This window comes from Celeribacter sp. (assembly GCF_048266405.1).
Lineage (GTDB): Bacteria > Pseudomonadota > Alphaproteobacteria > Rhodobacterales > Rhodobacteraceae > Celeribacter.
Genome location: NZ_JBLWZO010000001.1, coordinates 835,249 through 859,083, shown reverse-complemented (window position 1 = coordinate 859,083; position 23,835 = coordinate 835,249). Strand labels below are relative to the sequence as shown.

The window sequence follows — 23,835 nt, the reverse complement described above, 5'->3', positions numbered from 1 at the left end:
GCTTTCTCTTGTTTTGGCGCGGCTTGCATCCGCGCGTATTGGGTCCATATGGAGTGTCAGAACAACAAAGGACATTCCCATGTTTATGGACAAACTTGACTGGCGTTATGCCGTGAAAAAAATGGATGCGAGCAAGCCCGTTTCCGAAGACAAAGTCACTAAAATTCTCAAAGCAATCCAGATGGCTCCGACCTCCTCAGGGTTGCAGCCGTTCAAGGTGTTCGTGATTACCAATCCTGACATTCGCGCGAAAATTCGCCCCGTGGCGTGGGATCAGGCGCAGATCACGGATGGATCGCACCTCTTGGTCTTTACGGCGTGGGACAACTATACCGAAGAGCGCGTTGAGGCCGTTGTCGATCAGCACGCAGCGGAACGCCCCGGAACACGTGAGGCTCTCGACACCTATTACGATAACCTCAAGGCAAAATACCTGCCGCGTGACGCAAAAGCCAACGCAGAACACGCGGCCCGTCAGGCCTATATCGCGCTTGGCTTTGCCTTGGCGGCTGCGGCTGAATTGGGTGTGGATAGCACGCCGATGGAAGGGTTTGACCCTGCGGCTGTGGACGAGATCCTTGGCCTGAAAGAGCAGGGGCTCACATCGCTGACGCTTTTGCCATTGGGCACTCGCGCCGAAGAGGGCGATTGGCTCCAAGGCATGAAAAAGGTGCGCAAGCCCTTTGACGTTCTGTTCGAGTGGATCGACTAAGAAATCGGTCTTGGGCTGTCGCCCACTGACTTTAAGAGCGGGCGCGATATTTTCGCGCCCGTTTGCATGTCTGATGGCGGTCGTGTTGAGGGGCGTTCCGCACAGGGAGCAGGTTTTGACGCCGCAGAGCCTTGCGTCATTGGGTGAAACGGCCTATACGCGCGTTTGTCTGACGACCGTTAAGAGTCGCGGGCATGGGTGAGCTGGGCCTGAGGGTTTCCGATTTGGAAATCTCCGGCCCTTCTTGTTTGTGTTTGCACCCAGTCCTTCGACGCTTTGAAAGCGGCCACAGACGCAATGAAACTAAGACCCGTGGAGACAACCGCGCGGCCCGAATAACGTTTGAAAAGGAAATTGAGACCACATGGCTCAGAACGTATCTATGGAAGACTTTGAAGCTCTTCTCGCAGAAAGCTTCGAAATTGACACACCCGAAGAGGGTTCAGTTGTCCGCGGCAAAGTCCTCGCTATTGAAGCAGGCCAAGCCATCATCGACGTAGGCTACAAAATGGAAGGTCGCGTCGACCTCAAAGAATTCGCAAACCCTGGTGAAGCTCCTTCCGTTGCTGTTGGCGACGAAGTTGAAGTGTTCCTCGACCGTGTCGAGAACGCCCGTGGCGAAGCTGTCATCTCGCGTGACAAAGCCCGTCGTGAAGAAGCTTGGGACCGTCTGGAGAAAGCCTACGCCGCTGAAGAGCGCGTTGAAGGTGCAATCTTCGGTCGTGTTAAAGGCGGCTTTACAGTGGACCTCGGCGGCGCTGTTGCGTTCTTGCCAGGCTCCCAAGTTGACGTGCGCCCCGTTCGTGACGCTGGCCCACTCATGGGTCTCAAGCAGCCGTTCCAGATCCTCAAGATGGACCGTCGCCGTGGCAACATCGTTGTATCGCGTCGTGCGATCCTCGAAGAGTCCCGTGCAGAACAGCGCGCTGAAGTCATCGGCAACCTCACCGAAGGTCAGGCTGTTGAAGGCGTCGTCAAAAACATCACCGAATACGGTGCGTTTGTTGACCTTGGCGGCGTAGACGGCCTTCTCCACGTCACAGACATGGCATGGCGTCGCGTGAACCACCCATCCGAGATCCTCACAATCGGTGAGACGATCAACGTTCAGGTGATCAAAATCAACAAAGAGACCCACCGTATCTCCCTCGGCATGAAACAGCTGCAGGACGATCCATGGGATGCTGTTGAAGCGAAATACGCGCTTGAAACCGTTCACACTGGTCGCGTGACCAACATCACCGACTACGGTGCATTTGTTGAGCTCGAGCCAGGTGTCGAAGGTCTCGTTCACGTGTCCGAAATGTCTTGGACCAAAAAGAACGTTCACCCCGGCAAAATCGTGTCCACTTCGCAAGAAGTCGAAGTCATGGTCCTCGAAATCGACAGCGCGAAACGCCGCGTATCGCTCGGTCTCAAGCAGACTATGCGCAACCCATGGGAAGTTTTCGCGGAAACTCACCCCGAGGGCACGCAGGTCGAAGGCGAAGTCAAGAACATCACCGAATTCGGTCTGTTTGTTGGCCTCGAAGGCGAGATCGACGGCATGGTTCACCTCTCCGACTTGTCATGGGAAGACCGTGGCGAAGACGCGATCCAGAACTACGCCAAAGGCGATGTTGTTAAGGCCGTTGTCACCGAAGTTGATGTCGAGAAAGAGCGTATCTCCCTCTCGATCAAAGCTTTGGATGACAGCTTCTCCGGCGCAGTTGAAGGCGTTAAGCGCGGCTCCATCGTGACCGTGACTGTGACTGCCATCGAAGAAGGCGGCATCGAAGTTGAGTATGAAGGTGCTAAATCCTTCATCCGTCGCTCCGATCTGTCCCGTGATCGTGCTGAGCAGCGCCCTGAGCGCTTCCAGGTCGGTGATAAGCTCGATGTGCGCGTGACCAACGTGGATCAGAAAACCCGTCGTTTGGGGCTGTCCATCAAGGCACGTGAAATCGCGGAAGAGAAAGAAGCCGTCGAACAGTTCGGGTCGTCTGACTCGGGTGCGACACTCGGCGATATTCTCGGCGGCGCGCTCAAAGGCGGCGACGAGTAAGCTCTACGCTTAAGCGTTATACTGATTGGAAACGGCCTCGCTTAAGCGGGGCCGTTTTCGTATGTCGCCCGCCGAATCGCATGGGGCTTGCCGCGCCGCAGCGCGGCCCTTGTGGGCGGTCAATGGTTGGCTCTGGGCCCAATTGTGTGAAATTTTGACCATTTGTCAGGGGATTAGGTCGAAAAAATCGGATTTCTGGTGAGGGAGACTATTCCCCGATTGAAATCCCCATCCTATAGTCGAACCATGCTCGCATGCTGATACTATCGGCGCTAACACGACGAAGGGGAGATGAAATGATCCGGTCAGAATTGATCCAGAAGATCGCGGATGAAAACCCGCATCTTTATCAGAGAGATGTCGAGCGGATCGTGAATACGATCTTCGAAGAAATCATCGAGGCGATGGCGAATGGCGATCGTGTGGAACTGCGCGGATTTGGCGCCTTCTCCGTGAAGCAGAGAGATGCCAGGATGGGCCGTAACCCGCGTACAGGTGAAAGTGTTCCCGTCGAGGAGAAACACGTGCCGTTTTTCAAAACGGGCAAGCTGCTACGCGACCGCCTGAACGAAGAAAAATAAGGAGCGCACAATGCGCTACATCCGCTACGCTTTTCTTGCGGTGATTGCCGTGGTCCTGATCACTTTGGCTTTGGCCAACCGCAGTATGGTCACACTGAACCTGCTTCCATCCGAATTGGCGCAGTTGGTTGGGATTGGCTACGCCATCACCGTGCCACTGTTCTCCGTGATTTTTGCGGCTGTTGTCGCAGGACTTTTGATCGGGTTCTTTTGGGAGTGGATGCGCGAAAGCAAACACCGCGCCGAAGCACGGAACAACCGTCTGGCGAAAGAACGCCTTGCGCGGGAAGTCTCCAAACTGAAGACCGCAAAAGCCAAAGACGAGGGTGACGAAGTGCTCGCCTTGCTCGAAGGCTAAACCAGACACATGGACACACGCGTTAAGATTTGCGGGCTGAAAACGCCTGAGGCTGTCTCTGCGGCTGTCGAGGCGGGAGCGCAATACCTTGGCTTTGTGTTCTTCCCGAAAAGCCCACGTCATGTCGATGTCTCCACCGCTCGTGCGTTGGCGCTTGATGTGCCTGTGGGCGTGGCTAAGGTCGCTTTGGTTGTGGACCCCAGCGATGAAGAGCTTGAGCGGATCACAGGCGAGGTGCCTGTTGATATGATTCAACTGCACGGCAAAGAGAGCCTTGAGCGTGTGGCCGAGGTGCGTGAGCGCTTTGGCTTGCCTGTGATGAAGGCCGTGGGTGTCTCTGGCCCCTCCGATCTACAAGCGCTCAACGCCTATGGGATGGTCGCGGATCAGCTTCTTGTTGACGCAAAGGCTCCCAAAGGGGCGGACCTGCCCGGCGGGAACGGTTTGGCGTTTGATTGGCGTTTGATTTCAAAACGCGGATGGAATGCGCCTTGGATGCTCGCGGGCGGTTTGACGCCTGAGACCGTAGTTTTGGCGTGTCAAATGACGGGCTCAAAGCAGGTGGACGTCTCATCGGGCGTGGAAAGCGCGCCTGGTGTCAAAGACCCCGCCAGAATTCGCGCCTTTATCGACGCCATTCGCGCCGCGTGACCTACTCCATCTGAGTTTCAGCCCTAAATAGACGTCATGCGCTTTACCGCATGACCCCCGTGAGCTACATCCCAATGGACCCCAGATTGGAGCATCGCAATGAACGATCTTTTCAACTCCTTCATGAACGGCCCTGATGAAAAAGGCCGCTTTGGCAATTACGGCGGGCGCTTTGTCTCTGAGACATTGATGCCGCTGATCCTCTCGCTTGAAGAGGAATACAACAAGGCCAAGACTGATCCGACATTCTGGGATGAGATGCGCGATCTCTGGAAGAATTATGTGGGTCGTCCGTCGCCGCTGTATTTTGCAGAAAAGATGACCAATGAGCTGGGCGGCGCTAAGATCTATCTCAAGCGCGAGGAGCTCAATCACACCGGCGCGCACAAGATCAACAATGTGCTGGGGCAGATTTTGCTGGCGCGCCGCATGGGCAAGACGCGGATCATTGCGGAGACCGGTGCGGGGCAGCACGGGGTGGCCACGGCGACGGTCTGTGCCAAGTTCGGGCTGGAGTGCATCGTCTACATGGGCGCGACCGATGTGGAGCGTCAAAAGCCGAATGTGTTCCGCATGGAGCTTTTGGGGGCCAAGGTTGTTCCGGTCTCCTCCGGTCGTGGCACGCTCAAGGATGCGATGAACGATGCGCTGCGCGATTGGGTGACCAATGTGCGCGACACGTTCTACTGCATCGGCACGGTGGCGGGACCGCATCCCTATCCGGCGATGGTGCGGGATTATCAGGCCATCATCGGGCAGGAGACGCGCTGGCAGCTTGAAGAGCAGGAGGGCGAAGGCCGTTTGCCTGATACGCTTGTGGCGGCTGTGGGCGGTGGCTCCAACGCGATGGGGCTGTTCCACCCGTTTCTTGATGACGAGAGCGTGCGCATCATCGGCGTCGAGGCTGGCGGGCATGGCGTGGACGACCGGATGGAGCATTGCGCCTCTTTGACGGGCGGGCGTCCGGGGGTGCTGCATGGCAACCGGACCTATCTGTTGCAGGATGATGACGGGCAGATTCTGGAAGGGCATTCGATCTCTGCCGGTCTCGATTATCCGGGTATCGGGCCTGAGCATAGCTGGCTGCATGATACGAAGCGCGCGGAATATGTCTCCATCACTGACAAAGAGGCGCTGGAGGCGTTCCAGTTCTGTTGTCGCACCGAAGGCATCATTCCCGCGCTCGAATCGAGCCATGCAGTGGCCCATGTGATGAAAATTGCGGGCGATTTGCCCAAGGATCATATCATTGTCATCAACCTGTCGGGGCGTGGCGACAAGGACATCTTCACCGTGGCGCGTCACCTTGGTGCTGACCTCGCCGGAGAAGAAGGCCGCGACGCGGACTAACGCCAGAGACGCACCCCTTTGTGTCCGTAAAAAAGCCCCGCATGTGCGGGGCTTTTTGCGTTCAGGATTTGAACTTATCGCGTAGACGCTCAAACGGGCTGCGGGTGTCCGTCGTCTTCTCAGGAGCGGGCGGCGCTTTGGGTTTTGTTGGGGCCTTTTTGCCAGTCGATGGACGTGGCGGAGCCACACGAAGGGCGACAGCATTGGAAAACTTACCACCATCGCGCCGCGCCAACTCAGGCGCCCCGTCAGAGCAGCCACGGATTACATCATCAAGCCAGTTTTGATCGGCCTTGGCGAAATCGGACAGGACATAACCCGCCACGCGATCCTTATGGCCCGGATGCCCGATCCCCATGCGCACGCGGTCATACTCCGCGCCGATATGCTGATGGATGGAGCGCAGCCCGTTGTGGCCCGCGTGGCCTCCGCCTGATTTGACCCGCACCTTTCCTGGGGCAAGATCCAACTCGTCGTGGAAGACCACCACATCGGCGGGCTCAAGTTTGTAAAACCGCATCGCTTCGCCCACGGATTGCCCGCTGAGGTTCATAAAGGTTTCGGGCTTGAGCAGGATCACCTTTTCGCCGCCAAGAACGCCTTCGGAGACTTTGCCCTGAAACTTGCTGCGCCACGGGGCAAAACCGTGATCTTCGGCAATGCGCTCTACGGCCATAAAGCCGATGTTGTGACGGTTTCCCGCGTATTTCCCACCGGGGTTTCCGAGGCCGACGAACAAGCGCATGAGAGGGGTCCTTTGCTCAGTATGTAGGTGCCGATTGCGGCGTGAGTTGAAATCGAAACGCGCGCGGCGTCAACTCGTTGCGGGGTGTTTTCTACAAGGTGGTCGGGCAAGAGCCATGATAAAGAAAAACGCGAGAGCTTTCGCCCCCGCGTTTCAAATCGTTCAAAGCCCTGCGGCGGAGGATTATTCCTCTGCGGCTGCTTCTTCTGTTTCGACTTCTGCTTCGTCTTCGTCGTCGGAACCGCCGCCGAGACCGGCAGGAGCTGCGATGTTCGCAATCACGAAATCACGGTCAATAACAGAGCGCGCGCCCTCAGGCAGTTTGATGTCGGAGATGTGGTAAACATCGCCGATTTCGCCTTTGGAAACGTCAAGCGTGATGTGATCGGGGATATCCGCCGCGGTCACCATCAATTCGACTTCAGGACGGATGTGCGTGATTACGCCACCTTTCTTGATGCCGGGTGCTTGGTCTTCGCCTTCAATCTGAACGTGGATGAACAGGTTGACGCGCGAGGTGCGCTTGAGGCGCATGAAGTCGACGTGTGTTGGCAAGTCTTTGACAACATCGCGCTGAACGTTGCGGCAGATAACGCGCACGTCCTCGTGGCCTTCGACCTTTAGGTTGAAGAGCGTGGACAAAAAGCGGCCTGCTTTAAGGCGCTTAATCAAAACGTTGAACGGAATGTTGATCGGAAGCGGATCGTTGTCGCCACCGTAAACAATACCTGGAACCAAGCCGTCGCGACGTGCTTGACGAGCGGCGCCCTTGCCTGTCCCCGTACGTTCCGTGGCAACAAGATCAGGAATCTCACCAGCCATAATAAATCTCCAATATTTTAGGGCGGGTCTCCTCCAAGGCTGTAGACCCGCGTGAAGTCGCGCGTATAGGCGAGAATCCCTCAAATTGGAAGCCCTGATTTACATCCCGTAGCGGGGCTTGCAAAAATGATCGTTGCTTGCGCGATGTTTGCTCTCTAGCATCTCGACCAAAGCGCTTTGAGTTGCTTGAGGTGAGTGGACTCTCATAGCGCTAAGGAGGAATAAATGTCGATTGTTAAAGCCATAAAGGTCTCACGGTCTCCGATTGCGGCCTTGGCCACTGTCGGCACGGTTTGGGGCACCTTTGCCGCAATGGTCCCCACGATGAAGGCTCAAATCGGTGTCAGTGACGGACTGTTGGGCTTCGCGCTCATTTCCTCGGCTGTTGGCGGGATGCTTTCAATGTATCTCGCGCCGAAACTGGTGGCGAAGGTTGGCAAGTATGCGATGCCCGTTTTTGCGCTCATTGCGATTACGGGGATGCTCCTGCCGCCTCTGGTTACCAATGTGGTCTTCATTTTTCCTGCGCTGATCCTGATGGGGTTTTCCGTGGCGCTTCTCGATATGAGTGCCAATATCCGTATCTCCCTGCTCGAAGGACGACACAGATTGCATCTGATGAACGTCAACCACGCTATGTTTTCATTTGCCTTTGCCGCTGCTGCGGTGATTGCGGGGTCGTTGAAGCAGGCAGGGTGGGACTACGGCGATATCGTGCATGTCAATGTGGGGCTGGCGGTGATCCTGATGCTTTTGACAATTGAGGGGCGCGATTGGTCGGCAGAGGTCGAGGATGACGATGGCCATCACGCTGCTGCGAGTGGCTTGCCGTGGCTTGCAATCGGGCTGACGGGGCTGATCCTTTTCGCCACGTTCATTGGCGAAAATTCGGTCGAGGCATGGTCGGCGCTCTTCCTTGAGCGGGTCATGGGCGGTGCGCCTGGAGAGGGGAGCTTTGGTCCCTTTACGCTCGGGATTGTTATGGGCGTTGGCCGTTTGGGCGGTCAGCTCATCGCGGAGAAAGCGGGAGAAGAACGGCTTGTTCTGTGGTCTGGCGTGCTTGGTGCCTTGGGCGCTTTGGGGCTTGCGACGGCGCAGACTTGGAGCATGGCCGTTGTGTCCATCGCGGCGATTGCATTGGGCATGGCGGTGATCGTGCCCACGGCCAATTCAATCCTTGCGAAATTCGTGCGTCCTTCGCTGCGTGGCCTCGCCATTTCTCGGGCGTGGATGTTCGGGTTTACAGGGTTCTTCGTCGGGCCATCGCTGATCGGCTTCGTGTCGGAGGCGTTTAACTTGCGGATCGCGTTCGGTTTTGTTGCCGTCCTGATTTCGCTGATTGTCCCTGCCGTCCTGATATTGCGCGCGCGTTTGTCGCAAGTGCCGGCGCGTGTCGCGACAGCCAAATAGAGGCGCAGATACTCAAATGAAAACGGCGCCCCGTGAGGCGCCGTTTTGCTGTTTGGGTGCGGAACCTATTTGGCCCAACGGCCTTCGAAATCTTCGGGGACGAGCACCACATCGCGGTCCACGTCTTCGATATGTTTGCGGCCACATAGCGCCATGGTGATATCCATTTCTTTGTGGATGACCTCAAGCGCCTTGGTCACGCCAGCTTCGCCCATTGCGCCCAAGCCGTAGATATACGCGCGACCGATGTAGGCGCCTTTCGCGCCCATAGCCATGGCTTTCAACACATCCTGACCCGAGCGGATGCCGCTGTCGATATGGACCTCTGTTTGGTCGCCCACTGCTTTGACAATCGGTTCCAACATGCGGATGGAGGACAAGGCGCCATCCAGTTGGCGTCCGCCGTGGTTCGACACGATAATCGCATCCGCCCCAACGTCCGCCGCGCGGCGGGCATCTTCTTCGTCGAGTACGCCTTTGAGGATGAGCGGGCCGCCCCACATTTCCTTGATACGCTTGATCTTGTCCCAATCGAGACGCGGATCGAACTGCTCTGCGGTCCATGAGAACAGAGAGCCGAGGTTGTTCACTCCCTTCGCGTGGCCGACGATGTTGCCGAAGCTCTTGTTCTTCGTCCCCAGCATCTCCAGACCCCATTGCCATTTGGTCGAGAGGTTCAGCAGGTTGCCGAGCTTGGGCTTGATCGGGACGACCAGACCGTTTTTCAGATCCTTATGGCGTTGTCCGAGGATTTGCAGGTCGAGGGTGAGGACGAGTGCGGAGCATTTCGCCTTCTTCGCGCGCTCGATGATGTTTTCCAGAAACTGCTGATCGCGCATCACGTAGAGTTGGAACCAGAAGGGTTTGGTCGTGTGCTTGGCCACTTCCTCGATCGAGCAGATCGACATTGTTGAAAGTGTGAATGGCACGCCGAATTTTTCGGCTGCTTTCGCGGCTTTGATCTCACCGTCGGCGCGCTGCATCCCCGTTAGGCCGACGGGGGCGAGGGCGACGGGCATGGCAACATCCTGACCGATCATCTTGGTCGCTGTCGAGCGCCCCTCCATGTCCACAGCCACACGTTGGCGCAAGCGGATTTTGTCGAAGTCGGAGACGTTTTCGCGGAAGGTCTGCTCCGTCCATGCGCCACTTTCGCAATAGTCGTAGAACATTTTTGGCGTGCGTTTTTTGTGCAGCCGTTTGAGATCGTCGATGTTGGTAATGACGGGCATATCGTCCCCTATCCCTCGAATTGGTTTGGTTTCTCGACCAATTTGCACTTTTGAGCGCAAAATCCAAGGGTAAAGAAGCCAATTGCAGGCTATTCTCAAAAAGACTAACAGTTGGCAGGTAAGGCCTAACAAACGAAGTGAGAGCGATTGAATGAGTGTTATCTGGCTCGGAATTTTGGCGTCTCTTGGTGCGGGTCTAATGACGGGCGTCGGGGCCATTCCGGTTCTGTTCGGGAAAACCATGTCACAGCGGACCAACGACACCTTGTTGGGGTTTGCTGCGGGCGTCATGATTTCCGCCTCGTATTTCTCTCTCATCGTTCCTGGTCTTGAGGCGGCGGATGATCTTTATGGGGTTGTCTGGATTTCGGCTGCAATCGCAGCGGGCGGAATTGCCCTTGGCGCGATCCTTGTTGCCGTTCTCAATGAGACCTTGCCGCACGAGCATTTTATCGTCGGTCCTGAAGGCGCGGACCCAGGTGCCTTGTCCAAAATCTGGCTCTTTATCATCGCCATTACGATCCACAATTTCCCCGAGGGGATGGCCGTAGGTATCGGTTTTGGCGGCGGAAATGTCGCCAACGGCATGAGCCTTGCCACAGGGATCGGACTGCAAAACGCCCCTGAGGGGCTTGCGGTTGCCGTGGCGCTGCGGGGGCAGGGCTATTCCAAGATCAGATCCTTTACGCTCGCGCTTTTGACGGGGTTGGTGGAGCCTATCGGCGGGGCTTTGGGCGTGGCATTGATCCATGTGTCACAGCACGTTTTGCCGTGGGGGCTGACCTTTGCCGCAGGGGCGATGCTCTATATCATCAGCCATGAAATCATCCCCGAGACCCACCGCAAGGGCTACCAAAACTACGCCACCACGGGGCTGTTGGTGGGGCTGATCATGATGATGTTCCTTGACGTGACTTTGGGGTGAGGTGCGGAGAACGATGCCGCGGCATGTGCGTTGGAGCCGCGTGAATCTGCCCAGCCAAGAGATCAAAGGCCCGCCGATTTGGCGGGCCTTTTTTGCTATCGGATAGCTGTCTGCTATCTGTCGGACATCTGTCGGACCCTTCGGGCGTTGCGTTAACCCGAAGGGTGCGAGGTCAGGCTTCGAACCAGGCCTTGTCCTCGCCGCCAAGTCCACCGATCTGAACGCGGGTGGGCAGACCCATGCGGTCAAGAAGGGTGAAGAAGGGTTTGGGGTCCAGTTCCTCGACATTGACCATCGTCTTTGCGTCCCATTCGCCCGTGGCGATGAGCATGGCGGCTGCCACGGGCGGTACACCTGCGGTATAGCTGATCCCTTGGCTGCCGACTTCCTCATAGGCGTCTTTGTGGTCGGCGGTGTTATAGACAAAGACTTCGACCTCTTGGCCATCCTTGGTGCCTTTGACCAAATCACCGATACAGGTTTTCCCCGTGTATTCGGGTGCGAGGGAGGCGGGGTCGGGCAGGCAGGCTTTGACCACTTTGAGCGGGACGACTTCCTGACCTTCGGCGGTGGTCACGGGCTGCTCGGACAAGAGGCCGAGGTTTTGCAGCACGGTGAACACATTGATGTAGTGGTCGCCAAATCCCATCCAGAACCGCACGTCGGCCTGTGGGTAGTTGGCCGAGAGCGAATGCACCTCGTCGTGGCCTGACATATAGGCCTTGCTCGGGCCGACAACGGGCATGTCCCATTCACGACCAACCTCGAACATCTTGTTGGTTTGCCACGCACCGTTTTGCCACGAATAGACAACGCCCGTGAATTCACGGAAGTTGATTTCGGGGTCAAAGTTGGTGGCGAAATATTTGCCGTGGGAACCTGCGTTGATGTCGACGATGTCGATGGAGCTGACCTCGTCCATGAATTCGTCGATGGCAAATCGCGCAAAGGCATTCACAACACCGGGATCAAAGCCCGCGCCCAAAATGGCGGTGATGCCATTATCGGCGCAGCGGTCACGGCGTTTCCATTCGTAGTTGCCGTACCACGGAGGTGTCTCACAGATTTTGTTGGGCTCTTCGTGAATGGCGGTGTCGATGTAGGCCGCACCCGTCTCGATACAGGCCTCAAGCACATGCATGTTCACAAAAGCGGTGCCCACATTGATGACGATTTGCGCACCTGTCTCACGGATGAGGGCGGCCACTTGATCGGGCTTGGTTGCGTCAACCGCATGGGCACGCAGAACGCCGTTGACCTTCATCGCCCCTTTGTCATGGACCGATGCGATAATGTCGTCGCATTTGGATGAGGTGCGGCTTGCGATATGGATGTCGCCGAGCACGTCATTGTTCTGCGCACATTTATGCGCCACGACCTGAGCGACGCCACCAGCGCCGATGATGAGAACATTCCGTTTCAACTGTCTAGGACCCCCTGTGGTTGGGACATGAAAAATGCGGCTCAGCCGAGAGCCGCGACGAAGTCTTCATACCCGAATTCGCGGACAAGTCGAACCGTTCCGTCGAGTTCACGTATGGCGATGCTTGGCATTTTGAGGCCGTTGAACCAGTTCTTTTTGACCATGGTGTAGCCTGCGGCGTCCTCAATCGTGACGCGATCCCCGATTTGGAGCGGTGCGCTGAACTGTCCTTCGCCAAAAATATCGCCTGCCAAACAGGTTTTTCCCGCGATTTGGTAGCTGTGCTTGCCCTGTGCGGGCAGCTTTGCGGTTTCGCGGTAAATCAGCAGATCGAGCATATGGGCCTCGATCGAGCTGTCGACGATGGCGATTTTCTTGCCGTTGTCGATGATGTCGAGGACCGAGGTTTCCAGCGTGGTCGAGCGGGTGATCGCCGCCTCGCCGGGTTCCAAATAGACCTGCACGCCCATGGCGTCCGAGAAGGCCTTGAGCCGGTCGGCCAACTTGTCGAGGGGGTAGCCCTCGCCGGTGAAATGAATGCCGCCGCCAAGGGAGACCCAGTCGAGACGTTTGAGAAAGGTGCCGAATTCGGTTTCGATCCGTGTGAGTTGGGCGGAGAACAGGTCAAAATCGCTGTTCTCGCAATTGTAGTGGATCATCACGCCGTTGATGCGTCCCGCGGCCTGTTCCAGACGCGCCATGTCCCATTCGCCCAGACGCGAAAAGGGGCGGGCGGGATCGGCCAGATCAAAGTCGGATGTGGAAAAGCGCGGATTGAGGCGCAAGCCACGGGCGATGCCCTCGGATTGGGTCGCAAAGCGGTCGAGTTGGCCGAGCGAGTTAAAGATGATCTTGTCCGCGTGGGACACGGCGTCGTCGATCTCGTCATCGGCCCAACCGACCGAATAGCCGTGGGTCTCGCCGCCGAATTTCTCCGCACCGAGGCGCAATTCATAGAGCGAGGACGAGGTGGTGCCGTCCATGTAGTCGCGCATGAAATCGAACACGGGCCATGTAGAAAAGCATTTGAGCGCCAAGAGGGCTTTGGCCCCCGAGCGGTCCCGCAAACGGGCGATTTTCTCCAAGTTCGGCAAGAGCCGCTCTTTGTCGATCAGGTAATAGGGTGTCTGGATCATGCCCGTTGCGTCCCGAGAAAAGTTGCGTTGAAGAGTGGACCTAGGGCGATTGCGTCATTCGCGCAAGAAAAAGCTGTTCTCTTGGTGTCGTTGCGCGGGTGGGTGTTGCCTCTTGCGTCGGGGGCGGTTGCCGTGGAAAGTCGGTGCAAAAGAGGAGGTCGCAATGACCAAACGCATTGATCCGACATTGGTGGATATTGCTGCACGGTTTTCAACGCCGAGTTTTATCGTGGAGAGCAAGGCGGAGATGCCCGCCATTCGCGAGGCCGTCACACAGGCGCGGCGCGGTTTGGTCGGGCGACACGCCGCCGATGTCGATGTGGCGGATTTGGGGGATTTACGGCGGTTCACGCCCAAGTTTGATCTCGACCGCTCAACGGTTATTATCTACGTGCATGGTGGCGGCTGGGTGAATTGCGACACGATCACCCACGGCGCAATCATGACCGATCTGGCGTATCTCACAGGGCATGAAGTGCTTGGCCCCGAGTATCCGCTTGCCCCCGAGGCCCCCTATCCCGCAGGGCTCGATCATGTGGTTGCCCTTGTGGAGCAGACCCGCGCCGCGCGGTCCAATGTGAACCTTGTCCTGGCGGGGGACAGTGCGGGGGCGAATCTGAGCTTGGCGGTTGCGGCCAGATTGCGCGACATGGGCAAGGGTGGGGCGGTGTCGGCGCTCTTGCTGTGGTATGGCTGTTATCGCGCCACGTTTGAGACATGGTCACACGCGGCGTTCGGGGGCGGAGATTACGGCCTGACGACAGAGGCGATGCGGCGCTGTTGGGATTGGTATCTCGACGGGCAGGACGCGGTTGCGGCGCCTTACGGCGATTTAAGCGCGCTTGATGTGACAGGCCTGCCGCCTGCGTGGATGTGTGAGGCGGAACTGGATTGTCTGGCCGCCGACACCCGTTGGCTTGCGGGGCTTTATACCGCCGCAGGGATTGATCACAGCTATGACCTGTTTGAGGACGTCAATCACGGCTTCAACCATTTCGGTCAGTTCTATTCACCGTCCTTGCGCTCCATTGAGCGGGCGGCGCATTTTCTCAAGCGGCCCAAGAAACGCTAAAAGCGGGGGCGGAAAACGACGTAGAAACGACAAAGGGAGCCAATGCGGCTCCCTTTGGTGTCTTCGGTGTGCGCGTGATTTAGGCGCGATGGGCACCGTCGGAGAGCGTTTTGACAAAGGCGGCGACCTCGGCCACGGATTTACCCTCTGCGATCTGCTTGACGATAGCGGAGCCAACCACGGTGCCATCGGCGATGGAGGCGATCTCTTGCGCCTTTTCGGGGGTGTTGACGCCAAAGCCGACAATGACGGGCAGATCGGTTTGCGATTTGATCCGCGCCACTTCGGGGCCCACGTCGGCACCTGCGGCCTCTGCAGCACCCGTCACGCCCGTCACGGAGACGTAGTAGACAAAGCCGGAGGTGTTCTCCAACACCTTGGGCAGGCGTTGATCGTCGGTGGTGGGGGTGGCCAAGCGGATGAAATTTAGGCCCGCCGCCTGCGCAGGGATGCACAACTCGTCGTCTTCCTCAGGGGGCAGGTCAACGATGATCAGCCCGTCGATGCCTGCCTCGGCCGCATCGACCAGAAACTTGTCCACGCCGCGGGAATAGATCGGGTTGTAATAGCCCATCAGCACCAGTGGGGTGGTGGTGTCGGTCTCGCGAAACGCCTTTGCAACGGCCAGCGTTTTGGTCAGGGTCATCCCGTGATCAAGCGCACGTTGGCCCGCCAGTTGGATCGTGGGGCCGTCCGCCATCGGGTCGGTAAAGGGCAGGCCCAATTCGATGATATCGACACCCGCCGCAGGCAGCGCCTTGACGATTTCAAGTGATTTTTCCTCGTCGGGATCACCCGCCATGACATAGGCGACAAAGGCTTTCTTACCTTCGGCTTTGAGTTGGGCGAATTTGTCATCAATACGGGTCATTGGGCGCTCCCTTGGAAAACTTCCTGTCGGGTTTCGCCGATCTTGCGCGTAAGTGCAATGGGCTAGGCTTGCGCGAGACCCCATTGCGGCTTAGACACGCGTGGAATTTGTAGACAAAGGAGGCCGATATGGGCTTCAAAATGGGTATCGTTGGCCTGCCGAACGTCGGTAAGTCCACGCTTTTCAACGCACTGACAAAGACCGCTGCCGCACAGGCCGCGAACTTTCCGTTCTGCACAATCGAGCCGAACGTCGGCGAGGTCGCTGTGCCTGATCCTCGGCTTGATCAACTGGCCGAGATCGCAGGGTCCAAACAGATCCTGCCAACGCGCATGACCTTTGTGGATATCGCAGGTCTGGTCAAAGGCGCGTCCAAGGGTGAAGGCTTGGGCAACCAGTTCCTCGCCAACATCCGTGAATGTGACGCGATCGCCCATGTGGTGCGCTGTTTCGAGGACGGCGATGTGGTTCACGTCGAGGGCCGCGTTAACCCCGTGGACGATGCGCAGGTCATCGAGATGGAATTGATGCTGGCCGATCTGGAAAGCATCGAGAAACGCCGCGCCAACCTCGTGCGTAAACTCAAAGGCAACGACAAAGAGGCCGCTGTCCAAGACCGTCTTTTGGCTGCCGCCCAAGCCGCCCTTGAGAACGATCAACCCGCGCGCACCGTGTCGGTGGACGAAGAGGACATGAAGCAGTGGAAAATGCTGCAACTGTTGACGCAAAAGCCGATCCTCTACGTGTGCAACGTCGAAGAGGACAAAGCCGCCACAGGCAATGCCCATTCCGATGCCGTGGTCAAAATGGCCGCTGAGCAAGGGGCAGGGGCCGTTGTGATCTCCGCCAAGATCGAAGAGGAAATCTCCCAACTCGACGCCGAGGAAGCCGAAATGTTCCTGGGCGAAATGGGATTGGAAGAGGCTGGCCTCGACCGTTTGATCCGTGCGGGCTACGAGCTTTTGCACCTTGAGACCTATTTCACGGTTGGCCCCAAAGAGGCCCGCGCATGGACGATCTCGAAAGGCACGGCTGCGCCAGCCGCCGCAGGGGTCATCCACGGTGATTTCGAGAAAGGGTTCATCCGCGCCGAAACCATCGCCTATGACGACTTCATCGCCTACAAAGGCGAAGCGGGCGCAAAGGAAGCGGGCAAGATGCGGGCAGAGGGCAAGAGCTACATCGTGCAGGATGGCGATGTCATGCACTTCCTCTTCAACACCTGATCCTTAGCCGCACAGTTTTGAGAAAGGCCGCTCCAAAGGGGCGGCCTTTTACGTTCCAAGACTGCGTTACAAGACTTTGCGCAGGGCGTTCAGGGCGCGGGCTTTCCATCCCTTGAAGGGCGGTTCGGTGACGAACATACCGTTCCACCGCGCTTGCCGCAGGACTGGTTTCATGTGGGAAAATGTCTCGAACCCTGCTTGTCCGTGATAGGCGCCCATCCCCGATGCACCGACCCCGCCAAAGGGCAGGGTGTCGACGCTGACGTGGATCACCGTATCATTGACCGTCACCCCGCCTGAGATCGACCGGTCGAGCCAAAGGTCCTGTTCGTCCTTGTCCTCGGCAAACACATAGAGCGCCAAGGGATGATCGCGGGCGGCGACAAAGGCCAATGCTTGCTCGGGGGTGTCATAGGGGATGAGAGGCAGGATCGGCCCGAAGATTTCCTCGCGCATCATCGCGGTATCAGGCGGCGGATCTAACACCACAATCGGTGCGAACTTGCGCGATCCCGCCACGGGCGCGGTCGGCTCGTTTGACAGGATTTGCGCCCCGCGGTCTTTGGCCTCGTCGCGCATCGCGTGCAGTCGCGCCAGATGTCGCTCCGAGATGATCGCAGAGTAATCGTCGCTCGCCGTGCCTTTGGGGTAGAGGCGCATCATCGCCCCGAGGATGGCGTCAGCGGTCATCTCCATTTTCTTACGCGGAACAAGCACATAGTCAGGCCCGACACAGACCTGACCCGCGTTTGTCGTCTTGCCCCAAGCGATACGCCGCGCGGCGCGGTCCAGATCGGCGGAGGGCATCAGGATGACGGGAGATTTCCCGCCCAGTTCAAGAGTGACAGGGGTCAGGTTGCGGGCGGCGGCCTGTGCCACTTTGCGTCCCACGGCGGTCGATCCTGTGAACAGCAGATGGTCAAAGGGCAGGGCGGAAAAGGCCGCGGCCACATCCGCGCCGCCTGTAATGACCGTGGCCACATCCGCAGGAAAGGTGGCGCTGATCATTTCCGCCAAGACATCCGAGGTGCGTGGCGAGAGTTCGGAGGGTTTGATCATCACGCGATTGCCTGCCGCCAATGCCGCCGCCATCGGTGCCAATGCGAGGTAAACGGGGAAGTTCCACGGCGAGATGACCCCCACCACGCCCAAGGGCTGCGGGTGTATCTCGCTTTTCGCGGGCTTGAATTGCAACGGTGTCTTGACCCGCTGCACCCGCATCCACCGTTTGAGGTGTTTGCGATTGGTGCGAATGTCCGACAGCGATGTGGTGATGTCGAGGATACGGCACTCATGGGGCGAGCGATGGGAGAAATCCGCGCTCATGGCCGTCACCAAAGCGTCCTCATATTCCAAAAGCGCCGCCTCGAGCGCGTCGAGCTGTGCCATGCGGGATTGCGCATCCGCAATCGGTGCGGCTGCGTGGGTCGATTTCATAAGCTCGAATGCGGATGTCGGATCAGTCATATCGCCTCACTGCTTGGTCGGTTCCACAAAACCGCAGTGCGCCCGCTTTGGGAAGCGGCAATTCCGCCGTGCGCGCCCCTGACGCAGCGTTCCCGACGACATGCGACGCGCAATTCACAAGTAAAACGCCCTCCTTGTGGTTTTTCAACTTGTCACCCACAGGTGAGGACATTAAACGGGTCGACGGAGACGTGGCCGAGTGGTCGAAGGCGCTCCCCTGCTAAGGGAGTAGGCCCGGAAGGGTCTCGAGGGTTCGAATCCCTTCGTCTCCGCCATAACTTCGGAGAAAGCGTTTTTCTGATCCGGCTGTGGGCGGATTTTTCCGTTATATCCGGGGCTAGGCAGGGGGCTAAATCGTGCCTGCACGGCGTCGAAGCGGCGTCAGGTGTGGAAACCGTGCAATCTTTGGTACAATTCGCGAAAGCGTGCATAGCCACTGTTGTAAAGCGGGGCGGTGTTTGTGCCGGGGCGGAGTTTTAGCCCTGTTTCCACCAACCCCGTAGCGCCCTCCCAATCCGCTAGCCCTGCGCCAACGGCGGCGACCCATGCCGCGCCGAGGCAGGAACCGGGGTGCTGTTTGAGCAGTTGCACCTCTTCGCCCAGAATGTCGGCAACAATCTGCATCCAGATGCGGCTGGCTGCGCCGCCGTCAGATGCGACAAATCGGGTGGGAGCGTAGCCCGCGTCGCGCAATACGTTGATATGATGGCGCAGGGCATAACCGTAACTCTCTAGGATGGCCCGCCAGATGTGACCGATGCCGTGCGAGAGGGTCAGGCCCTCAAGAGCGCCTCGCACCCGTGTGTCGTGGATCGGGGTCTTTTCGCCAAGGAAGTAGGGCAGAAAGCACAGTCCCTCGGCCCCCGCTGGCGTGGCTTCGGCGAGCTTGTCCAGCTCTGCGTGCGGCTCGGGCCCAAACCTTTGATCTCCTCCGAATGTCTCGACCGCCCAGTTCAACACCGAGCCGCCCGTCGACATGCAGCCGTTGGGCATGAACAGCTCCGGCACAAGGTGGTAGTCGAGATAAAGACGCGGGTCGGGGCGGGCTTCGGCCACAGAGGTCAGAATGTCGACCGAGCCGCCGAATTTCAGCAGTACATCGCCTGCCGCCGTAATTCCCGCGCCAAGGGCGGAGGCGATGAAATCGGCTGCGCCACCCATGACGGGCGTGCCTTTGGCAAGCCCTGTGACGCGAGCGGCTTCGGCGGTCACATGGCCCTGCACCTCGGCGGAGCCGATGCGCGGGGGCAAGGCTTCCCACGGCACACCTGTCATCTGCGCAAGATCGCGCGATAATGTGCCGGTCGCGATGTCGGTCACACCCGCCTCCAGTGCCCAGTTCTGCTCCACGGTTCTGACGTCCGTCAGGCACCAGTTGATGTAGTCGTAAGAGCCGAACACGGTCGCAATGCGGGCATGTATCGCAGGTTCGTGTTTGGCCAGCCAGCGCAGTTTTGCGCCGACAAGTTGTTGATTGAGGCCGTTACCTGCGCGGGAAAGGAAGGCGGTTTCTTCGATCTCGGTGCGCATCTCGTCGACCTCGGCTCCGCACCGTGCATCGCTTTGCTGGATCGAAGGGCGCAAAATCCTGCCCCCGCTGTCGAGAAGCACCACGGCGGGGAGCATCCCCGCCACGCAGACCGCCGCGATGTCACTCGCCTCGGCTCCTGCCTTTGCCAGAAGGTTAGGGACGAGGGCGCAGAGATTGCGCCACCAGTCCTGCGGGTCTTGTTCGGCCCACCCGGGACGAGGGGAGGACAGGCGCATGGGGCGCGAGGATACGGCCCGCACCTCCGGTCGCATATCCGAGCCGACCTCCAGAAGTAGCCCGAGGGTGGAGGTCGTGCCGATGTCGATGCCGAGGACGAGGGACATTCAGCGCAGGGTCTCGACCTTGTCCATGAAACGCGTGACGCGATCGGCGTCGACCTTGTTCCATGTGTCACCGTCGACCTTGAAATGCGTGCCGATCACGCAGCCCGACGCGTGTTGGAAGACATCCGCGACATTGTCGATATTCACGCCCGTGTTGGCGAATATCGGCACTTCGGTCACGGCTTCCGCGACCTTGCGCAGGTCCGAGGCCTCGGCGGGTTGTCCCGTGATCGGCCCAGAGACGAGGATCGCGTCGGCCAGCGAGGAAAAGACTGCACTTTTGGCACGCAACTCGATGGGGCGCTGGTCGAGTGAATGGGCAAATTCCGCGTTGATGTTGAACAGCATTTTCATGTCATTGCGCCCGAGGGTCGTGCGCAAGCGGCTTGCTTCGCCGCAGTCAGGGGCCCAGACACCCATGTCGGAGGCGAAGACACCTGTGAAGATTTCGCGCACGAAACTCGCGCCAGTGGTCGCCCCGATTGCGACTGTAGCCGTCGGATCCCACAGGTAGTTGACGCCGAAGGGCACCTTCAGATGCATCTTGATTTCCGTGACCACGCGGGTCATCGCGGCGACACTTTCGGGGGTAGATTTGAACACATAGGGGCGATCATTTTCGTTGCCGAACATGATCGCATCGACCCCGCCCGCCTGTAGCTTTTCGACATCCGCAAGTACGTCTTCGATTAGCCCATCAACGCCTCGGTCGGCGTTATACAGCGGTGCGCCAGGCAAAGCGCCGATATGTGCCATGGCGATGACCGCCTTCTTTTTGTTTCCCAATACTTCGAGAACCATGTTTTGCTCCTTGTGGAAATTGATTGTTCAGTCGCGGGCGATAAGCCAGCCCAGCAGATTTTTCCAAAGCTGTGCATAGCCGTGCCATTCGCAAAATTCGGGTGATAGCCAATGTGGGCCAATATCGGATGTCCATGCTGCGGTGCGCCCCATTTGATGCGCGCCGAGTACAAGAAGCGGATGCCCGCCCTGCTCCTCAGGAAGCCGTGCAAGCACCTTGGCATCTTGGCGCGGGACCACTTCGTTGACGCCAAGGATTGGCGGCCAATCACCTTCGATGCCTGCAAAAATCGCGTGGTTTTCGTCGAGCAGTGTGGCCTGTGCGCCCTCGGGGATTTCGACTCGATCATCCCACGGGTGGCAGGTGACGGGCAGGGTGTCCTCGACGGGCGTGGCACGCCAACGAGCCTTGCCGTCGATGCCTTGGAAAGAGAAATAGCCGCCGATCATCATCAGGTTGCCCCCGTCGGCCACCCAGTCTTTTAACAGGCGGAGTCGGTTGGGAACTGTCTTGGAACGGAGCCAGACATCTGGTGGTAGCAAAAAGGTGTTGGACCCGATGTCCGACAGGATCACCACGTCATAGGGATCAAGCCCCTCGCGGGTGAAGGGGAACTTTTCCGAGGCCTCGTGAGCGGGCATGTAGTCAAGCTCGAATTCAGAGCCATCGAGAGCCTTGACCAAGGGCTCCGCGCCGAGATGGTAGTGCACCGATCCGAATTGGTCGAACCCCTTGTAATGGGTTTCTGACGTTATCCAGCTTTCGCCGACCAGCAGCACTTTGTGTCCCATGTTTCATCTCCCGTGTGGGCCTGAATGCCCGATTCTCACTTAGTAAATCGGTTTAGTAGTGGGTCAGTTGTCCGCCACGCCATGCCGTGCTTCAAGAAAAATCTTTTGCGAAACCTCGATTTGTCGGCCCAAGCGTGTCGACTGCCCAAGAAAGTGGCGGTGCGAGAGGTTTCGGTAGGGCTTTGGGGACGGGGGGCTGCGGCGCGGTAAGCTGAGCGCGGAAAATCGGGCGTTTTGGCCCTTAGGTGCGGGGGGGCGCGGAGGACTCGCGCACGATCAATTCCACAGGCACGCGGGTCTCATGCGCCACGGTTTCACCCGCCATCGCTCTAAGCAGGTGGTTGAAGGCAAGCCTGCCCAATTCCGGCGCGGGTTGGCGCACGGTTGTCAGGGCAGGGCCGATGAGGGCCGAGTATCGTGCGTCATCGAAGCCGACGATAGAGATGTCTTGCGGGACGCGGATGCCTGCGGGGCGGAAGGCCTCGATCAGGCCGATGGCGATTTCGTCGCCCCCCACAACCAGAGCCGTTGGCAATTCGCCTTCCAGCAATCGTGCGGCTGCGGCGCGGCCGTGTTCGCGAGAATAGTCGCCGCCGAAATAGGCAAACGGGGCCAACCCGTGAGCGGCAAGCGCATTGCGCCAGCCGCGCTCGCGTTCGACCGCTGAGAGCACGCCCTCGGGACCGCCGCCGACCATGGCGATCTTCCTGTGGCCGAGTGCGACGAGATGGTTCACCGCAAGACGCGTGCCCGCTTCGTTTTCGACGAAAATACGGGGTTGGGCCGCGCCGTCGATGTCTTCATCAACGATCACGATATTACCCAGCCCTTCGAGCGCCTTGAGCAATGTACCGTCGTCCGGTTGGCTGGGGAGAAAGATCATCCCGTCCACGTGGCGGTCGCGCAGCCGCTGTATGGCCGCGATCTCGCGTTCGGGGTCTCCCTGTGTTGACGAGAAGTAAACGGAGTATCCCGCCTGTGCTGCGTCCTCTTCCACCGAGGCGGCGAACTCGGTGAAGAAGGGGTTGTTGATATGCGGGGTTACGAGACTCAGGGCTTCGGTGCGTCCGGTGGACAGGCGTTTCGCCATGAGGTTCGGCCGATAGTCCAGATCCTTGATCGCCTTGTCGATCCGCGCGCGCGTCTCGGGCGGGAGGGATATGCGGCCATTCAAATGGCGCGAGACGGCAGCAGGCGAGAGACCCGCCGCCTTTGCCACGTCTTTTATGGTCGCCATGTCGTCTCCTTTGCGCGTTCAGCCGCGAATCCGATGAGTGAGTGGTGACGTGCTTCGTGGATGGTCTCGTCGAGGTGGCTCGATACGGGCAACTTAAACACTACTACGCTACCTCGATACTATGTTGCTTTGAAGACGCAAAGCGGGGCACCCCCGAAAGTCGAAAGCAGGGCTTCGGTTGAGGAGGCGTAATCGACAGGGCCGGACATCTGGGCGAGCCATGCCCTTTTTATCTGTGCAGGGGCGATGCCACGCGCTACCAGTTCGACCAGAGCGGACATGACCGGTTGGATGGTCGGGTTGAAAGCGACGCTTTCAATTACCCCGCCCGTGACGATCTGCCCTCCAGCTTCAAAGGCCACGGCCGCTTTTACACCAGAATATGGGGCGTGCGAGCGACTGATCGCGCGGGTGAGTGGGGCCGAAACCGTGTCGGGCGCCTCAAGGAGCGTTATTTCGCTTTGCGCAGTGGGGTCGGCGCCCTTCTTCTCTAGGTCTTGTGGTGTGAAGGCCCAAGGGAAGAGTTCGGACAGTTTCAGCCGATGGCCGAGCGGGTCGATCACCAGCAGGTCGCTCGCGGTTGCGAATTCAGCAAGACATTGCCTGCAGTGACCACAAGGCCGCGCTTGGGAAACGGCGACATGTGTGAGCGAAAGCCCAAGCTGGAAGGCGCGAATGGCGACGAACCCCTCGCCGTGCAGGGTCATGCCCAAATGCGCGCCAGGCCATTCGAGATTGCCGCCAAGCACGATTGCACCCGTGGTCGAAAGACCTGTTGCGCCAACGTAGAAGTCCGAGATCGGCGGTTGGGCGATGGACGTCGCCAGAGGCAGCAGATGAAGCATCAACTCCTCGGCGTCATCGAGATCGAAACGCGCAACGAGCGTTTCAACATTTTCGGGCATGATCACAGCCCCGTCCGAAAGCAAGTTTTTTGCCGCCTTGCATATCGCGTCACCCTTGCGTAGCTGCAGCCGTGCGGGGATACTCGGTGTCGGGGTGAAACAATTTTCTCCAAGCATGTTGATGCCCCTTTGATGTTCTTAAAGATTTAGAAATGCACGTGTTTTGTGCATTACCCAGCCTGACGGGCGCTCTTGGTCAA

22 protein-coding genes and 1 tRNA gene are annotated in these 23,835 nt (G+C 58.5%); 11 read left to right on the top strand and 12 right to left on the bottom strand.

From position 1 onward, the window contains the following. The first annotated feature begins 79 nt into the window (after window positions 1-79). From ACN0TS_RS04300 to trpB, 6 genes are all read left to right on the top strand, one after another. Window positions 80-712, top strand: a complete 633-nt coding sequence (locus ACN0TS_RS04300; protein WP_417258070.1) for a nitroreductase family protein — start codon at window positions 80-82, stop codon at window positions 710-712. A gap of 364 nt (window positions 713-1,076) precedes the next feature. After that, window positions 1,077-2,756, top strand: coding sequence for a 30S ribosomal protein S1 (gene rpsA / locus ACN0TS_RS04295; RefSeq protein ID WP_417258069.1), 1,680 nt, complete (start codon window positions 1,077-1,079; stop codon window positions 2,754-2,756). Window positions 2,757-3,052: 296 nt separating this feature from the next. Further along, window positions 3,053-3,337, top strand: a complete 285-nt coding sequence (ihfB, locus tag ACN0TS_RS04290) for an integration host factor subunit beta (protein ID WP_417258068.1) — start codon at window positions 3,053-3,055, stop codon at window positions 3,335-3,337. Between the two features lie 10 nt (window positions 3,338-3,347). Further along, window positions 3,348-3,695 (top strand): lipopolysaccharide assembly protein LapA domain-containing protein, encoded by a 348-nt coding sequence (locus ACN0TS_RS04285; RefSeq protein WP_417258067.1) that lies wholly within the window; start codon window positions 3,348-3,350, stop codon window positions 3,693-3,695. 9 nt (window positions 3,696-3,704) lie between these two features. Then, window positions 3,705-4,346, top strand: a complete 642-nt coding sequence (locus ACN0TS_RS04280) for a phosphoribosylanthranilate isomerase (protein ID WP_417258066.1) — start codon at window positions 3,705-3,707, stop codon at window positions 4,344-4,346. A 99-nt stretch (window positions 4,347-4,445) separates the two neighbouring features. Next, the gene (gene trpB, locus ACN0TS_RS04275) at window positions 4,446-5,696 is read left to right on the top strand and encodes a tryptophan synthase subunit beta (protein WP_417258065.1); all 1,251 of its coding nucleotides are present in this window, start codon (window positions 4,446-4,448) and stop codon (window positions 5,694-5,696) included. 61 nt (window positions 5,697-5,757) lie between these two features. Here trpB and pth read toward each other — a convergent pair whose 3' ends face one another. Continuing rightward, window positions 5,758-6,441: an aminoacyl-tRNA hydrolase gene (gene pth / locus ACN0TS_RS04270; protein WP_417258064.1), complete on the bottom strand. Its 684-nt coding sequence runs from the start codon at window positions 6,439-6,441 to the stop codon at window positions 5,758-5,760. A 183-nt stretch (window positions 6,442-6,624) separates the two neighbouring features. Next, window positions 6,625-7,263, bottom strand: coding sequence for a 50S ribosomal protein L25/general stress protein Ctc (locus ACN0TS_RS04265; RefSeq protein ID WP_417258063.1), 639 nt, complete (start codon window positions 7,261-7,263; stop codon window positions 6,625-6,627). Between the two features lie 225 nt (window positions 7,264-7,488). Between ACN0TS_RS04265 and ACN0TS_RS04260 the strand changes: the two genes are divergently transcribed. Further along, complete coding sequence (locus ACN0TS_RS04260) at window positions 7,489-8,673, top strand: MFS transporter (protein WP_417258062.1); 1,185 nt, start codon at window positions 7,489-7,491, stop codon at window positions 8,671-8,673. A gap of 65 nt (window positions 8,674-8,738) precedes the next feature. Here the strand turns inward: ACN0TS_RS04260 and ACN0TS_RS04255 are convergent, their stop codons facing one another. Continuing rightward, window positions 8,739-9,905, bottom strand: a complete 1,167-nt coding sequence (locus ACN0TS_RS04255; RefSeq protein WP_417258061.1) for an alpha-hydroxy acid oxidase — start codon at window positions 9,903-9,905, stop codon at window positions 8,739-8,741. A 151-nt stretch (window positions 9,906-10,056) separates the two neighbouring features. Between ACN0TS_RS04255 and ACN0TS_RS04250 the strand changes: the two genes are divergently transcribed. Continuing rightward, on the top strand, window positions 10,057-10,830 hold the full coding sequence (locus ACN0TS_RS04250) for a ZIP family metal transporter (protein WP_417258060.1): 774 nt from the start codon (window positions 10,057-10,059) through the stop codon (window positions 10,828-10,830). Window positions 10,831-11,002: 172 nt separating this feature from the next. Here ACN0TS_RS04250 and ACN0TS_RS04245 read toward each other — a convergent pair whose 3' ends face one another. Together ACN0TS_RS04245 and ACN0TS_RS04240 are read right to left on the bottom strand one after the other, a co-directional pair. Next, window positions 11,003-12,253 carry a saccharopine dehydrogenase family protein gene (locus tag ACN0TS_RS04245; RefSeq protein ID WP_417258059.1) on the bottom strand — a complete coding sequence of 417 codons (1,251 nt, stop codon included), beginning with the start codon at window positions 12,251-12,253 and terminating at the stop codon, window positions 11,003-11,005. A gap of 41 nt (window positions 12,254-12,294) precedes the next feature. Then, window positions 12,295-13,389: a carboxynorspermidine decarboxylase gene (locus ACN0TS_RS04240; protein ID WP_417258058.1), complete on the bottom strand. Its 1,095-nt coding sequence runs from the start codon at window positions 13,387-13,389 to the stop codon at window positions 12,295-12,297. Window positions 13,390-13,552: 163 nt separating this feature from the next. On the opposite strand from ACN0TS_RS04240, the gene ACN0TS_RS04235 reads away from it, so the two are divergent. Then, window positions 13,553-14,461, top strand: coding sequence for an alpha/beta hydrolase fold domain-containing protein (locus ACN0TS_RS04235; protein ID WP_417258057.1), 909 nt, complete (start codon window positions 13,553-13,555; stop codon window positions 14,459-14,461). Window positions 14,462-14,540: 79 nt separating this feature from the next. On the opposite strand, the gene trpA is transcribed toward ACN0TS_RS04235, so the two are convergent. Further along, window positions 14,541-15,332 carry a tryptophan synthase subunit alpha gene (trpA, locus tag ACN0TS_RS04230; protein WP_417258056.1) on the bottom strand — a complete coding sequence of 264 codons (792 nt, stop codon included), beginning with the start codon at window positions 15,330-15,332 and terminating at the stop codon, window positions 14,541-14,543. Between the two features lie 128 nt (window positions 15,333-15,460). Here trpA and ychF point away from each other — a divergent pair, with 128 nt between their 5' ends. Further along, window positions 15,461-16,558: a redox-regulated ATPase YchF gene (gene ychF / locus ACN0TS_RS04225; protein WP_417258055.1), complete on the top strand. Its 1,098-nt coding sequence runs from the start codon at window positions 15,461-15,463 to the stop codon at window positions 16,556-16,558. Window positions 16,559-16,624: 66 nt separating this feature from the next. Here ychF and ACN0TS_RS04220 read toward each other — a convergent pair whose 3' ends face one another. Then, window positions 16,625-18,025 (bottom strand): coniferyl aldehyde dehydrogenase, encoded by a 1,401-nt coding sequence (locus ACN0TS_RS04220; RefSeq protein ID WP_417258054.1) that lies wholly within the window; start codon window positions 18,023-18,025, stop codon window positions 16,625-16,627. Window positions 18,026-18,210: 185 nt separating this feature from the next. Here ACN0TS_RS04220 and ACN0TS_RS04215 point away from each other — a divergent pair. Next, window positions 18,211-18,300 (top strand) — tRNA-Ser (locus tag ACN0TS_RS04215). A 106-nt stretch (window positions 18,301-18,406) separates the two neighbouring features. Here the strand turns inward: ACN0TS_RS04215 and ACN0TS_RS04210 are convergent. From ACN0TS_RS04210 to cdd, 5 genes are all read right to left on the bottom strand, one after another. Further along, window positions 18,407-19,900 (bottom strand): FGGY-family carbohydrate kinase, encoded by a 1,494-nt coding sequence (locus ACN0TS_RS04210; RefSeq protein WP_417258053.1) that lies wholly within the window; start codon window positions 19,898-19,900, stop codon window positions 18,407-18,409. Further along, window positions 19,901-20,701 (bottom strand): BtpA/SgcQ family protein, encoded by an 801-nt coding sequence (locus ACN0TS_RS04205; protein ID WP_417258052.1) that lies wholly within the window; start codon window positions 20,699-20,701, stop codon window positions 19,901-19,903. Between the two features lie 27 nt (window positions 20,702-20,728). After that, on the bottom strand, window positions 20,729-21,493 hold the full coding sequence (locus ACN0TS_RS04200; protein ID WP_417258051.1) for a glutamine amidotransferase: 765 nt from the start codon (window positions 21,491-21,493) through the stop codon (window positions 20,729-20,731). Between the two features lie 241 nt (window positions 21,494-21,734). Continuing rightward, complete coding sequence (locus ACN0TS_RS04195; RefSeq protein WP_417258050.1) at window positions 21,735-22,730, bottom strand: LacI family DNA-binding transcriptional regulator; 996 nt, start codon at window positions 22,728-22,730, stop codon at window positions 21,735-21,737. Window positions 22,731-22,849: 119 nt separating this feature from the next. Then, window positions 22,850-23,752: a cytidine deaminase gene (gene cdd, locus ACN0TS_RS04190; protein ID WP_417258049.1), complete on the bottom strand. Its 903-nt coding sequence runs from the start codon at window positions 23,750-23,752 to the stop codon at window positions 22,850-22,852. Window positions 23,753-23,835: the final 83 nt, after the last annotated feature.

What these genes read in the sequence shown, in the direction of transcription:
- ACN0TS_RS04300 (WP_417258070.1), top strand. Translation starts at nt 80, where the DNA reads ATGTTTATGGACAAACTTGACTGGCGTTATGCCGTGAAAAAAATGGAT.
- rpsA (WP_417258069.1), top strand. Translation starts at nt 1,077, where the DNA reads ATGGCTCAGAACGTATCTATGGAAGACTTTGAAGCTCTTCTCGCAGAA.
- ihfB (WP_417258068.1), top strand. Translation starts at nt 3,053, where the DNA reads ATGATCCGGTCAGAATTGATCCAGAAGATCGCGGATGAAAACCCGCAT.
- ACN0TS_RS04285 (WP_417258067.1), top strand. Translation starts at nt 3,348, where the DNA reads ATGCGCTACATCCGCTACGCTTTTCTTGCGGTGATTGCCGTGGTCCTG.
- ACN0TS_RS04280 (WP_417258066.1), top strand. Translation starts at nt 3,705, where the DNA reads ATGGACACACGCGTTAAGATTTGCGGGCTGAAAACGCCTGAGGCTGTC.
- trpB (WP_417258065.1), top strand. Translation starts at nt 4,446, where the DNA reads ATGAACGATCTTTTCAACTCCTTCATGAACGGCCCTGATGAAAAAGGC.
- pth (WP_417258064.1), bottom strand. Translation starts at nt 6,441, where the DNA reads ATGCGCTTGTTCGTCGGCCTCGGAAACCCCGGTGGGAAATACGCGGGA.
- ACN0TS_RS04265 (WP_417258063.1), bottom strand. Translation starts at nt 7,263, where the DNA reads ATGGCTGGTGAGATTCCTGATCTTGTTGCCACGGAACGTACGGGGACA.
- ACN0TS_RS04260 (WP_417258062.1), top strand. Translation starts at nt 7,489, where the DNA reads ATGTCGATTGTTAAAGCCATAAAGGTCTCACGGTCTCCGATTGCGGCC.
- ACN0TS_RS04255 (WP_417258061.1), bottom strand. Translation starts at nt 9,905, where the DNA reads ATGCCCGTCATTACCAACATCGACGATCTCAAACGGCTGCACAAAAAA.
- ACN0TS_RS04250 (WP_417258060.1), top strand. Translation starts at nt 10,057, where the DNA reads ATGAGTGTTATCTGGCTCGGAATTTTGGCGTCTCTTGGTGCGGGTCTA.
- ACN0TS_RS04240 (WP_417258058.1), bottom strand. Translation starts at nt 13,389, where the DNA reads ATGATCCAGACACCCTATTACCTGATCGACAAAGAGCGGCTCTTGCCG.
- ACN0TS_RS04235 (WP_417258057.1), top strand. Translation starts at nt 13,553, where the DNA reads ATGACCAAACGCATTGATCCGACATTGGTGGATATTGCTGCACGGTTT.
- trpA (WP_417258056.1), bottom strand. Translation starts at nt 15,332, where the DNA reads ATGACCCGTATTGATGACAAATTCGCCCAACTCAAAGCCGAAGGTAAG.
- ychF (WP_417258055.1), top strand. Translation starts at nt 15,461, where the DNA reads ATGGGCTTCAAAATGGGTATCGTTGGCCTGCCGAACGTCGGTAAGTCC.
- ACN0TS_RS04220 (WP_417258054.1), bottom strand. Translation starts at nt 18,025, where the DNA reads ATGACTGATCCGACATCCGCATTCGAGCTTATGAAATCGACCCACGCA.
- ACN0TS_RS04210 (WP_417258053.1), bottom strand. Translation starts at nt 19,900, where the DNA reads ATGTCCCTCGTCCTCGGCATCGACATCGGCACGACCTCCACCCTCGGG.
- ACN0TS_RS04205 (WP_417258052.1), bottom strand. Translation starts at nt 20,701, where the DNA reads ATGGTTCTCGAAGTATTGGGAAACAAAAAGAAGGCGGTCATCGCCATG.
- ACN0TS_RS04200 (WP_417258051.1), bottom strand. Translation starts at nt 21,493, where the DNA reads ATGGGACACAAAGTGCTGCTGGTCGGCGAAAGCTGGATAACGTCAGAA.
- ACN0TS_RS04195 (WP_417258050.1), bottom strand. Translation starts at nt 22,730, where the DNA reads ATGGCGACCATAAAAGACGTGGCAAAGGCGGCGGGTCTCTCGCCTGCT.
- cdd (WP_417258049.1), bottom strand. Translation starts at nt 23,752, where the DNA reads ATGCTTGGAGAAAATTGTTTCACCCCGACACCGAGTATCCCCGCACGG.